Source organism: Neisseria zoodegmatis (assembly GCF_900187305.1).
In the GTDB taxonomy this organism is placed as follows: Bacteria; Pseudomonadota; Gammaproteobacteria; order Burkholderiales; family Neisseriaceae; genus Neisseria; species Neisseria zoodegmatis.
Map to the genome: position 1 here is coordinate 318,763 of NZ_LT906434.1, position 13,337 is coordinate 332,099.

Sequence of the window (13,337 nt, forward strand, 5' to 3'; positions counted from 1 at the left end):
ATAACCAAAAGGAATCATCATGATGAACAAACGTTTTTCTGCATTGCTGCTCACCGGTGCCGCAGCCCTTGCCCTGTCAGCCTGCGCCAACAATTCCGCACCTTCCAACGAAAACCAAGCACAAGCCCAAAGCCCCGCCGTCAGCGGTTCGTGCCGTAGCATGGGCGAAGGCCGTAAAATCAACAACAAAGGCAAAAACGATGTTTACATGTGTTCCGCACGCGCCGCACTGAATTCAAGCGAAGCTAAAGAAGTGCTCAACCCCAACATCCGCGTAAGCTACGGCAACGTAGGCGGCAAAACCCTTGTTTCACGCCAAATAGCCAATGCCGTAGGCAAAACACCGGAAGAAGCCTGCCAACGCGCTTTCTTGAGCGCGGTAAAACGCTTCCAATCCACTGCCCAACGCCATAACAGCAAATCCGTACGCGTAGTCAGCTACTTCGACAAAAAAACCGTCGGCGGCGACCAATACGAATGCCACATCGGCACATGGAACAGCCGCGTCGTGCTGAAAGGCAATGTGTAATTTGTTTTAGGCTAATTGCTTAAACATAACTTAGATAGCAATAAAATAACCCGGTATTTGCGTACAGTTCAAAATGATACTGTGCATAAATACCGGGATTTTATAATTGAAAAATATATAAACTTTCAAGTGAACAGGAAGATCCACTTTACAAGTTCATTTTCAAAATTACACACAACCTTCCATATAAGGTAATTCTTCTTTTTCACCCACGCTAATACTCTTTACTTTATTATTCACAATAACATATTTAATACCTAAATCTGCACCATTAACTTTGTACCAATAAAAAATAACTTTTAATTCTAAATATTTTTAGTATCTATCTCAAAAATTTCAACTTTATTTTATAGATATTTATTTTATTATTATTCTTTAACTCTAATTTGATAGTATTTTTTCTGTTCATGGCTCTCGAAAAACCCTACAGACCCCATTATGACATAGAAAATTTCAATTAAAACATCTTGTTTGACTTTAGGTGTTCCTGAAATAATAACTGTATCATACATATCTTCATCTACCGATTTGATTGACAACCCAGAATTAGCAGGCGAAATTTTAAAAACAAGATCTTCAGGATATGTACGTTGATCAGAGAAATTAACGATTGTTGAATAAGGAGTATTTAATTTAGCATCTGGCAATATTTCAACTTTTTCTTTGGGGCTGAAGTAGATTAGCAGTCATGATAGGCTGCCAAAATGAAGATAACCCACTGTAAGTTAAAGAAGAGTCTGCAAAGAAAACTGCTTGAATATTTTGTATTGGAAGTAACCGCACGTTCTGCTGCCGATATCTTGGGTATTCAGCCCAATACGGCTATTCTCTTCTACCGTAAAATCCGTCTTGTTATCAGCCATCATTTGGCTTTGGAAGCAGATCAGGTTTTTGAGGGCACTATAGAATTGGATGAGAGCTATTTCGGCGGTAAGCGTAAAGGAAAGCGCGGTAGGGGAGCAGCAGGTAAAGTGGTGGTTTTCGGTATCCTTAAACGTGGAGGTAAGGTTTATACGGTTGTAGTGAATAATGCCCGAAAGGAAAGTTTATTTCCTGTTATTACAAGGAAAATTACACCTGATAGCGTAGTTTATACGGACTGCCTGAGCAGTTACGACGTGTTGGATGTCAGCTTGGATGTCAGCGGTTTTCACCATCACAGGATTAATCACAGCAAAAAGTTTGCCGACCGACACAACCATATCAACGGCATTGAGAATTTTTGGAATCAGGCGAAACGTGTCTTGCGCAAATACAACGGAATCGACCGAAAATCTTTTCCTCTGTTCTTGAAAGAATGTGAGTTTCGTTTTAACTTCGGGACACCAAAGCAGCAGTTAAAAACTTTGCGGCTTTGGTGTGGTATTTAGGGCTAATCTACTTCAGCCCCTTAAATTATTTGCTTTTTCTACAGTTTTTGTATTTTCATCTTTTATCCCTTCTCTCTGCTTCGATGGGCGTTTTGCTTCTCTAGGCAGCAGTAGTATTAGACCTTTTTGCAAGACAGAGTCGTCATCTGATAGCTCGTTTATAAATTTAATTAATGAAACGTTGGTTTCACATTCTCGTGCAATTTTTTCCCATGTATCGCCTGACTGTACTTCATAATATGCTTGCCGATACTCTGCTTTTTCGCCATCTTTATTTTCTGTCTCTCTTAATGGCATTTCATAAATAACAGGGGCTTTTACCGGCTGAGTGACGATATTTTCAACCCAGCTGAAATCAATGGACTCAAAAGCTGCATCCTTAGGCTGACCTTTAGCCCAAAAACGCACCCGAATTTTTCTGTTATTGACCAATTCTGAATCAAACGATGCAATTCCTTTAGAATCCGCCTGTCCTGACTTCAACTCTTTAGCTCCCCACATAATCTGATAATTACAACCTGCCAATGGAGTGTCGTTGGCAGCTAAAAATTCAAATTGGTATTTTATCATTTCTCTTCCTTATCTATTTTGCTTATTTGTAGTCATACATTATTTAGACATACTCTAACTATTACTGCTTTATTCGCATGAACTGTCAAAACAGAAAATTAAAGCGCTGAAGCGGGAGAAGCTGAGGGGGTAGGATTGGGTCTGCATGATTCAAAATCTACTGAAAACAAATAAGCGCGATTTTAAACCATGTGGATATTTATATGATATATAACTGAAATAAAAAGCCGTCTGAAAAGCCGGGCGGTTTTTTCAGACGGCCTTTTTAATCAATAGGATGTTATTGATTTAATCTCCCATCACTTTACCTTCTCTACGCGGATCAGCTCCGCCTTCCAAACCGTCGGCACGGATAACGATACCTTGTACGCCTGAATTCAAATCGCGCACTTGAACCGAGTAACCCAACCTTTCCAAATCGGGAGCTTTGCTAGCAGCGGCTGTGTTTTGTTCCAGCTCGTAAGTGCCTGTACGGTTAAGCATATTCGGCAAATCGATGGCTTGTTGGATATTCATGCCCCAATCAAGGTGGGCGGTAAGGGTTTTGGCTACATAACCGATGATGCGGCTGCCGCCGGGCGAACCGACTGCCAGATAAGGTTCGCCGTTTTTCAACACAATCGTCGGTGCCATAGAAGAACGAGGGCGCTTGCCGCCGGCGACGCTGTTGGCGACGGTTTCGCCTTCTTCGTTGGCGGGTTTAAACGCAAAATCGGTCAGCTCGTTATTCAGCAGATAGCCGTTGGCCATCAGGGTGGAACCGAAAGCGTTTTCAATCGATGTGGTCATCGAAACCACATTACCGTCTTTATCCACAATCACGATATGGCTGGTGGACGGTAATTCCATGCCTTCGCTTTTTCCTTGAGTACGGGCAAATCCGCCGGGGCTGACGGCTTTTAAGGCTCCGTATTGTTTGGCAATCAATCCGGCACGCAATTTCAGATAGGCCGAATGAAGCATGGCATCAACGGGAACCTCGGCAAATTGCGGGTCGGCCACATAATAATCACGGTCGGCAAACGCCAAACGCGAAGCATCGCCGAGCAAACGCCAACTCATCACATGGTCGGGGCCTAAAGAAGGCATATTGAAATGTTGCAGAATGCCGAAAATCTGTCCCAAAGCAATACCGCCGGAGCTGGGCGCGGACATACCGCAGATTTCGTATTCGCGGTAAGGGGCACAAACCGGCGTGCGCTCGATCACGCGGTAGCTTTTAAAATCATTTAATGTGATGCTGCCGGGATTGTCGGCGGCAATAACGGTTTTCACAATATTGATGGCGGGGATGCCGCTGTAAAACGGTTCGCTGCCGTGTTTGGCAAACAATCTGACGGTTTTGGCAAACTCGGGGTTTTTCAGCACCGTACCGGCTTCCAGCGGTTTGCCGCCGGGCATGAAATAGGCTGCGGTATCAGAATGACGTTGCAGATGTTCTTGGTTTTGCTCGATGGAACGGGCCATGCGCGGCGAAACGGTAAAGCCTTGTTCGGCCAGCTCTATGGGCTTGTCAAACAAAGTCTTCCACGGCAGCTTGCCGTAGCGCTTGTGTACGTCTTCCAAAAGCTTGGGTACGCCCGGCACGCCGACCGAACGACCGCCGACCACGGCCTGCATAAATTTCAAAGGTTCGCCGTTTTCGTCTAAAAACAGCTTTTCCGTTGCCGCTTCCGGTGCGGTTTCGCGGGCATCAAACGTGGTCAGCTTTTTTTCTTTATTGTCCCAATACACCAAAAACGCACCGCCGCCTAAGCCGGAAGACTGCGGCTCGGTCAGGCTTAAGGTCGTCTGAATGGCAATCATGGCATCGATCGCGCTGCCGCCGCGTTTCAAAATATCGTAGCCCGCTTCGGTAGCCAGCGGATTGGCCGATGCCGCCATAAATTCTTTCGCCTGCACCAATTGCTGCCCGGTCAGCCCCGTGCCTTGCTCCGGCGCGTGCTGTTCGGCCACAGGCTCCGAAGCGGCGGCGACAGGTTGGTCAAACGGCGCAGCCTGCGTGTGGGCAGCGAAGGTTAAAACCGCCAGCAAACTGCATAAGTTTTTCAATTTCATTACTTTCTCCCATCTGTAATTTTATTTTTGCGTATCTCCGTATTGATATTTCAGACGGCCTTAAGTTTCCCAAACCAGTGTAATTTAAGTGATAAAGCCGTTTGAATATTGTGCATAAGCGTAAAATTATCCACAACAAACCGATAATGCACGGATTTATCCACAATTATACCCAAACTTCGGTAATCGTTTTCCCAACTCTTTCGGCTGGCACAAGTAAATGAATTTACAATTCAAAACCGGTTTATCCACAGCCGACTGCATCCATCAACATCATCATCTTTTTATTATTTAATTATTAAGTTGTAATGGTTTTAGCCCTTTTCCAGCCTCAATCCAAACATTGTTTAACGGCCTCTAATCGGTTAAAGTTAAACAATACGAACTTCACAAACAAAAGGATTCCCTATAATGAAAGGCGATATCGGCGTCATCGGCTTGGCCGTTATGGGTCAAAACCTGATTCTGAATATGAACGACAAAGGTTTTAAAGTCGTTGCATTCAACCGTACTGTTTCCAAAGTAGATGATTTTCTCAACGGTGCCGCCAAAGGCACAAACATTATTGGCGCCACTTCATTGCAAGATTTGGTGGATAAACTGGAAAAACCCCGAAAAATCATGTTGATGGTGAGGGCAGGTGCGGTGGTAGATGAGTTTATCGACCAGCTCGTTCCCTTATTGGATCAAGGTGACATTATTATCGACGGCGGCAACGCCAATTTCCCCGACTCCACCCGCCGTACCAAAGAGCTGGCTGAAAAAGGCATCCGTTTCGTTGGTGCGGGTGTTTCAGGCGGCGAAGAAGGTGCGCGCAACGGCCCTTCGATTATGCCCGGCGGCAATGAAGAAGCTTGGCCGCATGTAAAACCGATTTTGCAGGCGATTGCTGCCAAAACGCCGCAAGGCGAGCCGTGCTGTGATTGGGTTGGCCGCGACGGTGCCGGACATTTCGTGAAAATGATACACAACGGCATTGAATACGGCGATATGCAGCTGATTTGCGAAGCTTATCAATTTATGAAAGACGGCTTGGGTTTGAGTTATCCGCAGATGCACGAAATTTTCGGTATTTGGAACCGCACCGAGCTGGATTCTTATCTGATTCAGATTACCGCCGACATTCTCGGTTTCAAAGATGAAAACGGCGAACCGCTGGTGGAAAAAATTCTCGATACCGCCGGCCAAAAAGGCACGGGTAAATGGACGGGCATCAATGCCCTTGATTTAGGCATTCCGCTGACCCTGATTACCGAATCGGTGTTTGCCCGCTGCGTTTCGGCTTTTAAAGATCAACGTGTCCAAACCGGAAAACTGTTTAACAAAACGATCAAACCGGTGGAAGGCGACAAAACCGAATGGGTGGAAGCTTTGCGCGAAGCTCTGCTGGCTTCAAAAATTATCTCTTACGCACAAGGCTTTATGTTGATTCGCGAGGCCAGCGAGGCGAACGATTGGGCCTTGAACTACGGTCAAACTGCTTTGCTGTGGCGCGAAGGCTGTATCATCCGCAGCGCGTTTTTGGGCAATATCCGTGATGCTTACGAAGCTAATCCCGATTTGGTTTTCTTGGGTTCGGATCCGTATTTCAAAAACATTCTCGAAAACTGCCTGCCGGCGTGGCGTAAAGTGGTGGCCAAAGCCATCGAATGCGGCATTCCCATGCCGTGCATGGCCTCGGCGATTACTTTCTTAGACGGCTACACTTCCGAGCGCCTGCCTGCCAACCTGCTGCAAGCTCAGCGCGATTACTTCGGTGCACACACTTACGAGCGTACCGACAAACCGCGCGGCGAGTTTTTCCACACCAATTGGACGGGTAAGGGCGGTGATACGGCATCGACCACTTACGATATTTGATGCTTGTTAATCCATAAAAGCGGTAAGGCCGTCTGAAAAAGTTTATTTTCAGACGGCCTCAACTTTTAGCAGTCAGACCGGTTTAATTCAGGTAATAAAATTGCCCGAATACTGTGCATAAGCGCAAAACCGTCCACAGAAAGCCGATAACACATGAATTTATCCACAATCATGCCCAAGTTTCAGCAACAGTTTTCCCGACACTTTCAGCTTGCGCAAATAAATGAATTTTCAATTTAAAACCAGTTTATCCACAACCGACTGCATCCATCAATATCATCATCTTTTTATTATTTAATTATTAAGGTGTAATGGTTTTAGCCTCTTTTTTTTCTATTCAAACATGGTTTGACTGTTTTTAATGCAAAAACACACACCGGCTATATACAGAGGCCGTCTGAAAAAACGCAAAACTTTTCAGACGGCCTTTGCAATGCTTCATAAGGTTTGATGCCGGAACAAATCAGTGTTGTGCGGAATCGGTAATGAAAGAAGAATGAAAGCAATCGCGTAAATAGGGCTTTGAGTGTTGCACTTGAAATTCGAATCTAAGGGCCTCTTCATCGTTTCAATCAAAGTTACAAACCAAACGCATCGGCATGAAACTCAATATGCACATCAATAAAGCTGGCAATAAAGTAATAGCCGTGGTCGTAGCCTTTGCGCAGGTTAAACTGCACGTTAAAGCCGTTGGCGCGGGCGGCGGACACGAATGGTTCGGGCTGCAACTGCCGAGGGTAAAACGGGTCGGCATCGCCTTGATCGATCAGCACCGGCAATGTGCGTTCGGCGTGTTTAACCAGCTCAGTGCTGTCGTACTGCGCCCATAATGCTTGATCTTCGCCCAAATAAACCGAAAACGCCTGCTGCCCCAAAGGCGTGGCACTCGGGTTAACGATCGGGGCGAAGGCAGACACGGCGGCGTAGCGGCCGGGGTTTTTCAAAGCGATTTGTAGCGCGCCGTGTCCGCCCATGCTGTGTCCGGCAATGCTGCGCTGATCGTTCACGGGAAAATGGGCTTCAATCAGCTGCGGCAGTTCGTGCGCCACATAATCATACATTTGATAATGCTGCGCCCACGGCTCTTGCACGGCGTTCAGGTAAAAGCCCGCGCCCAAGCCGATTTCGCCGTTGCCTGCAGGCACGCCTTCGCCGCGCGGGGAAGTGTCGGGAATCACCAAAGCCATGCCCCAATGGGCGGCGAAACGCTGCGCGCCGGATTTGACGGAAAAGTTTTCGTCTGTACAGGTCAGGCCCGACAGCCAATACAGCACGGGCACGCGGTAGCCTTGCAGTGCCTGCGGCGGCAGGTAAACGGAAAACGCCATGTCGGTGCCGGTGGACTGAGAACGGTGGGTGTAACGCTCGTGGCGTCCGTTGAACATTTTATGGGCGGAAATCAGTGTAGGTGCGTTCATCGTAGAATCATGTGCAAAAGGAAAAGAGGCCGTCTGAAATGTTCAGACGGCATCGGTAAGGCGGGCGCTTATAAGCCGAGTTCCCAAGTATTTTGCGAATCGAGCAGGCCGTCGGGGCGGTTTTCGTAGTGGGCGAAGATTGCTTCGATGATTTCGTCTTCATCGTCGATCAGGCGGATTAAATCCATGTCTTCGGGCGAAATCATGCCGTTGGCGAGCAGCTGCTCGCGGATCCAATCCAACATGCCTTGCCAGAAAGCCGTGCCCACCAGAATAATCGGGCGGTTCGGCGTTTTGCCGGTCTGCACCAGCGTGAGGCTTTCAAACAATTCGTCGAGCGTGCCGAAGCCGCCGGGCATTACCACATAAGCCACGGCGTGTTTCACAAACATCACTTTGCGCGGGAAAAAATGCTGGAATTTAATCGACAGGTTTTGATAAGGGTTGGCCGTCTGCTCGTGCGGCAACACAATATTCAAACCGACCGCAGGGCTTTTACCGGCAAACGCGCCTTTGTTGGCGGCTTCCATAATGCCCGGCCCGCCGCCGGAAATCACCGAAAATCCGGCGTCCGACAACTTGCGCGCCAAGCGTTCGGTCAGCAGGTAATCGGGATGGTCGGCCGGCGTGCGCGCGCTGCCGTAGATGCTCACGGCCGGCTGGATTGCCCGCAGCTCTTCGCCCGATTCTACAAATTCGGAAATGATTTTAAGCAGATGATACGATTCCCGCGCCTGAATTTCGCGGCGGGTTTCTTCGGGCAGAATCGGTGCCGGCAGTTTTCGATAAAGGTTCATAAAGCTTTGTTGTCGGTAAAAAAGCCGTTATTTTAACCGAATATGAACAAAAAGGCCGTCTGAAAGCAACTAAATCAGCTTTCAGACGGCCTCACACACGGCCAAAAGCAAAAACGGCGGCTACGGCTGTTTCGCTGCCGCTGCTTTTTTCAAGGCCGCCACACGCTCGCGGGCGCCGGGATGGGAGTCGTAAAAACGCGAATACCATTTGTCCGACACCAAGTTGGCGGCATTACTGCGGTAGAGTTTGGTCAAAGCCGCAATCAAATCTTGGGCGGACGCGGTTGCCGCGGCATAGCGGTCGGCTTCAAATTCATTGCGGCGCGACATCAGGCTGCCCAGCGGCGCAAACGGAAAAGTAAACACCGGCAGCACCAACAAAAACAGCAGCAAAGCCATGGCATGGCTGGGATAATGCACGCCCAAACCCTGATAAAACGCGGCTTCGGGCATCAATTTCCCCAACACATACAGCACCGCCAAGGCCAGCACGAAAGTAATCAGCATCTGCTTGATGATGTGCCTGTGCTTGAAATGACCCAGCTCGTGCGCCAACACCGCCTCCACTTCATCGGGCTGCATGTCTTCCAGCAAAGTATCGTAAAACACGATGCGCTTGTTTGCCCCCAAGCCGGTGAAGTAAGCATTGCCGTGGCCGGAACGTTTGCTGCCGTCCATTACAAAAATGCCCTTGCTCTTAAAGCCCGTGCGGCCGAGCAGGTGTTCGATTTTTTCTTTCAGACGGCCTTCAGGCAAAGGTTTGAACGTATTGAACAAAGGCGCAATCCATTTGGGAAACGCCCACAGCATCAACAGCGAAAAGCCCAACCACACCAGCCACACCCACAGCCACCACAGGCTGCCGGTAATGCCCATCAGATAAATCACCGCATACAGCAAAGGCACGCCGATTACCGCGCCCAACAGCAAACCTTTCACACGGTCGCCGATAAACGTGCCGGCACTGCTGCGGTTGAAGCCGAAACGCGCTTCCAGCTTAAACGTCGCATACACATCCAACGGCAGTGAAATCAAAGTGTTGACCAAAGCAAACAAGCCGATCAGAAGCACGCCTTGAGTCATTGGGCCGTCTGAAAACTTCATGCTCAACGCCGCCAGCAGATTCAGGCCGCCGCCGAGGGTAAACACCAGCAGCAGCAACGCTTCAAACACAATGCGGCAGCGCGCAAAACGCTGTTTGGCCAAAGTGTAGTCCGCCGCCTTTTGATGCTCTTCCAGCGACACCGTATCAGCAAAATCGGCAGGCACTTGGCTGCGGTGTTTCAGTACCGCACGGCTTTGGCGGATGGATAGGTAAAACTGCAAAAACGTAGTAAATGTGAGAAAACCAAGAAACAAAATATACAGTGTGTGCTTATTCATTTTAGATATAAATTCAATAAAAACAATAATGTAGCGTAATATATACACCTTCGTCCCCACAGGCGGGTTTAACTGGTGTTTTACAAACCGTGTAAGTATAATAGCCGACAGCAACTTTTCATAACTGTTTATCCTTTCGGAAAAACATAATCTTCCGCCCTTGTTTCCAAGGGCTTTTTTTTTTATCCTGCGTTCGGGTCGGATATGCTGCAATGATGATTGACGGCTGCGAAAAAGGATTTTTAAAACCGCGCTAAGTTCTCCCAAATACAAATCAGGCCGTCTGAATTTTCAGACGGCCTGATGGTTGATTAATGATATTTTTTATGAAGCGTAAATCTGTAAATCGGATTATTTAATCAGCTTGGCGAAGTGTTCCAACACACGGATCAGCTGGCAGGTGTAAGACATTTCGTTGTCGTACCAAGCCACGGTTTTCACGAGCTGTTTGTCGCCCACCGTCATCACTTTGGTTTGGGTGGCATCAAACATCGAACCCGCTTCCAAACCGATCACGTCTGAAGACACAATCGGGTCTTCATTGTAGGCATAATAATCGCTCTCCGCCTTTTTCATGGCCGCGTTCACTTCTTCAACCGTAACCGGACGTTCCAACACAGACACCAATTCGGTGAGCGAACCGGTTGCCACGGGCACGCGTTGCGCAGAGCCGTCCAATTTGCCTTTCAGCTCGGGAATCACCAAACCGATGGCTTTGGCCGCACCGGTGGTGTTCGGCACAATGTTTAAAGCAGCGGCACGGGCGCGGCGGAAATCGTTTTTGCGGTGCGGCGCATCCAACGTGTTTTGGTCGCCGGTGTAGGCGTGGATAGTGGTCATCAAACCTTCTACGATGCCGAATTCTTTTTGCAGCACATTGGCCATCGGCGCCAAGCAGTTGGTGGTGCAGGAAGCGGCGGAAATCACGGTTTCGCTGCCGTCCAAAATATGCTGGTTCACGCCGTACACCACGGTTTTCATATCGCCGCCCGGTGCGGAAATCACCACTTTTTTCGCGCCTGCTTTAATGTGTTTTTCGGCTTTTTCCTGCTTGGTGAAGAAACCGGTACATTCCAGCACCACATCCACACCCAGCTCGCCCCACGGCAGATTTTCAGGATCGGGGTCGGCAAATACTTTGATTTCCTTACCGTTCACCACAATCATGTCGTCTTTCAACTCGGCCTTGCCTTGAAAACGGCCTTGGGTTGTGTCGTATTTAAACAGGTGCAGCAACATATCGGCAGGCGTTAAATCGTTTACTGCCACCACTTCAATGCCGTCGGTTTTGACGATCTGACGCAGAGCCAAACGGCCGATGCGGCCGAAACCATTAATCGCAACTTTGATGCTCATTTATCTGCTCCTCCAATGTCGGTGTAGAAAATTATTTCAATACTTTATTTGTATCATGAAATAAAACTACTTACTAGCATTATTTTTATAAAACCGGACAAAATCTGATTTAAGTTAAGTCAGCCTGCTTAAACAGGCCGTCTGAAAAGATTAATAATATGATTTTAAAATAAAAATGATGATTTGAATGAGTATTGCCCTATTTTGTGGATAATTCAGCTTTTTATAATTAAAATAACGAGATAAGTTCTGAATAAAAGAGGGTTGAATCTGTTGCCCAAAAGTGCTTAATCGGGATGAAATTGAAATAAACTTTCATCATGCCGGCAAACCCACTTTTTCCCGAAAGAATACAAGCCCGGCCGCTCGGATTTGCAAGCGCAGGCATACTGTGCGTTTTAAGCCCGCAATAAATAAATACTATTAAAAATACTATGTTATTGATTCTGTTTTACCGTATCATCAGGCAGTAATTGATATTGAAAACAAAGGCAAAAAAGGATACCCCTATGCTGCAAAGAACATTGGCGAAATCCATCAATGTGACCGGAGTCGGCCTGCATTCCGGCGAACGTGTGGCACTCACCTTGCATCCCGCCCCTGAAAACAGCGGCATTTCTTTCCGCCGCACCGATTTGGAAGGCATTCAGGGCGAAACCATCAAACTCAATCCTTACTTAATCAACGATACGCGCTTATCTTCCACCGTGGTTACCGAACACGGCGTGCGCGTCGGTACCATCGAGCACATCATGTCGGCTCTGGCCGCTTACGGTGTGGACAACACTTTAATCGAATTGAACGCTCCCGAAATCCCGATTATGGACGGCTCAAGCCTGCCGTTTATTTATCTGCTGCAAGACGCGGGCATTGTCGATCAAAAAGCACAAAAACGCTTTTTAAAGATTCTGAAACCCGTAGAAGTAAAAGAAAGCGGTAAATGGGTGCGCTTCACCCCTTACGACGGCTTTAAAGTTACGCTGACCATCGAATTCGACCACCCCGTATTCAACCGCAGCAGCCCCACATTTGAAATCGACTTCGCCGGCAAATCCTACATCGACGAAATCGCCCGCGCCCGCACCTTCGGCTTTATGCAGGAAGTGGAACTGATGCGCTCGCACAATCTCGGTTTGGGCGGCAACCTCAACAACGCCATCGTGATCGACGACACCGATGTGTTGAACCCCGAAGGTTTGCGTTATCCCGATGAATTCGTGCGCCATAAAATTCTCGATGCCATCGGCGATTTATATATCGTCGGCCACCCGATTATCGGCGCGTTTGAAGGCTACAAATCCGGCCATGCCATCAACAATGCGCTGCTGCGCGCCATTCTGGCAGACGAATCCTGCTACGAATGGGTAGAGTTTCCGCACGATGAGGACTTGCCCGCCGCGTTCCACGGCCTGCCTGCGGTAGCTTGATTGAACAATATTTATAGCAAGAGACCTTTGCAAAACCCTCAGATGTGTATGCAGTTCAAGGCGTAGCAGCACAGCGAGTGCAGACATATCATATAGATAGGCAAACGAGCGAGCAGCGCACAACGCAGAAATGCGCCGCAGATGAGGGTTTTGCAAAGGTCTCGGCCAAACTAAAGAGGCCGTCTGAAAACATTTTCAGACGGCCTCTTTAATCAAATCAATCAAATCAAGGTTAAGGGTTTGCCGGATTTTCACTATCTTCTCTGCAAAAAAACGAATACAGCAATCCGATGGTGGCGGTAACGCGTTCGTCGGTAATGTAATACAAACGTTCGCGGTGACGGATTTCACAATCCACCAAACCTGCCTCGCGCAGCAAAGCCAACTGGCTCGACATAGCGGCTTGCGGCAGCCCGGCCATTTTGGCCAGCTCGGTTACATTACGGCGTTGGTCTTGCAAACTACATAATACGGCTAAGCGGTTGGTGTTGGCCATCAGCTTCAAAAAAGCCGTGGCCTCCTGGTATTTCGAAACCATATCTTTCATATATTTTGGTTCTCTTTAATTC

12 protein-coding genes and 1 pseudogene are annotated in these 13,337 nt (G+C 47.9%); 4 read left to right on the forward strand and 9 right to left on the reverse strand.

What is annotated here, in order from left to right; genetic code table 11:
• The first annotated feature begins 22 nt into the window (after nucleotides 1-22).
• A complete protein-coding gene (locus CKV66_RS01560; protein ID WP_408633891.1) occupies nucleotides 23-529 on the forward strand; it encodes a hypothetical protein in 507 nt (168 codons plus the stop codon).
• 368 nt (nucleotides 530-897) lie between these two features.
• Here CKV66_RS01560 and CKV66_RS01565 read toward each other — a convergent pair whose 3' ends face one another.
• Nucleotides 898-1,176 carry a hypothetical protein gene (locus CKV66_RS01565; RefSeq protein ID WP_231990507.1) on the reverse strand — a complete coding sequence of 93 codons (279 nt, stop codon included), beginning with the start codon at nucleotides 1,174-1,176 and terminating at the stop codon, nucleotides 898-900.
• A gap of 57 nt (nucleotides 1,177-1,233) precedes the next feature.
• Here CKV66_RS01565 and CKV66_RS01570 point away from each other — a divergent pair, with 57 nt between their 5' ends.
• Nucleotides 1,234-1,899: an IS1595 family transposase gene (locus CKV66_RS01570; RefSeq protein WP_085363631.1), complete on the forward strand. Its 666-nt coding sequence runs from the start codon at nucleotides 1,234-1,236 to the stop codon at nucleotides 1,897-1,899.
• 12 nt (nucleotides 1,900-1,911) lie between these two features.
• On the opposite strand, the gene CKV66_RS01575 is transcribed toward CKV66_RS01570, so the two are convergent.
• Both CKV66_RS01575 and ggt read right to left on the reverse strand, forming a co-directional pair.
• The gene (locus tag CKV66_RS01575) at nucleotides 1,912-2,469 is read right to left on the reverse strand and encodes a LysM peptidoglycan-binding domain-containing protein (RefSeq protein WP_085364358.1); all 558 of its coding nucleotides are present in this window, start codon (nucleotides 2,467-2,469) and stop codon (nucleotides 1,912-1,914) included.
• A 288-nt stretch (nucleotides 2,470-2,757) separates the two neighbouring features.
• On the reverse strand, nucleotides 2,758-4,527 hold the full coding sequence (ggt, locus tag CKV66_RS01580) for a gamma-glutamyltransferase (RefSeq protein ID WP_085364357.1): 1,770 nt from the start codon (nucleotides 4,525-4,527) through the stop codon (nucleotides 2,758-2,760).
• Nucleotides 4,528-4,938: 411 nt separating this feature from the next.
• Here ggt and gnd point away from each other — a divergent pair, with 411 nt between their 5' ends.
• Complete coding sequence (gene gnd, locus CKV66_RS01585) at nucleotides 4,939-6,387, forward strand: decarboxylating NADP(+)-dependent phosphogluconate dehydrogenase (RefSeq protein ID WP_085364356.1); 1,449 nt, start codon at nucleotides 4,939-4,941, stop codon at nucleotides 6,385-6,387.
• Between the two features lie 578 nt (nucleotides 6,388-6,965).
• On the opposite strand, the gene fghA is transcribed toward gnd, so the two are convergent.
• From fghA to gap, 4 genes are all read right to left on the reverse strand, one after another.
• Nucleotides 6,966-7,805: an S-formylglutathione hydrolase gene (gene fghA, locus CKV66_RS01590; protein WP_085364355.1), complete on the reverse strand. Its 840-nt coding sequence runs from the start codon at nucleotides 7,803-7,805 to the stop codon at nucleotides 6,966-6,968.
• Nucleotides 7,806-7,873: 68 nt separating this feature from the next.
• A complete protein-coding gene (locus CKV66_RS01595; RefSeq protein WP_085364354.1) occupies nucleotides 7,874-8,602 on the reverse strand; it encodes an LOG family protein in 729 nt (242 codons plus the stop codon).
• A 120-nt stretch (nucleotides 8,603-8,722) separates the two neighbouring features.
• The gene (locus CKV66_RS01600) at nucleotides 8,723-9,985 is read right to left on the reverse strand and encodes a M48 family metallopeptidase (protein ID WP_085364359.1); all 1,263 of its coding nucleotides are present in this window, start codon (nucleotides 9,983-9,985) and stop codon (nucleotides 8,723-8,725) included.
• A gap of 351 nt (nucleotides 9,986-10,336) precedes the next feature.
• The gene (gene gap, locus CKV66_RS01605) at nucleotides 10,337-11,341 is read right to left on the reverse strand and encodes a type I glyceraldehyde-3-phosphate dehydrogenase (protein WP_085364353.1); all 1,005 of its coding nucleotides are present in this window, start codon (nucleotides 11,339-11,341) and stop codon (nucleotides 10,337-10,339) included.
• Between the two features lie 509 nt (nucleotides 11,342-11,850).
• Between gap and lpxC the strand changes: the two genes are divergently transcribed.
• On the forward strand, nucleotides 11,851-12,768 hold the full coding sequence (lpxC, locus tag CKV66_RS01610) for a UDP-3-O-acyl-N-acetylglucosamine deacetylase (protein ID WP_085364352.1): 918 nt from the start codon (nucleotides 11,851-11,853) through the stop codon (nucleotides 12,766-12,768).
• A gap of 21 nt (nucleotides 12,769-12,789) precedes the next feature.
• On the opposite strand, the pseudogene CKV66_RS12780 reads toward lpxC, so the two are convergent.
• Nucleotides 12,790-12,924 (reverse strand): annotated as a pseudogene (locus tag CKV66_RS12780) (lipoprotein signal peptidase); the annotation flags it as partial.
• A 76-nt stretch (nucleotides 12,925-13,000) separates the two neighbouring features.
• Nucleotides 13,001-13,315 (reverse strand): ArsR/SmtB family transcription factor, encoded by a 315-nt coding sequence (locus CKV66_RS01620; protein ID WP_085364351.1) that lies wholly within the window; start codon nucleotides 13,313-13,315, stop codon nucleotides 13,001-13,003.
• Nucleotides 13,316-13,337 lie beyond the last annotated feature (22 nt).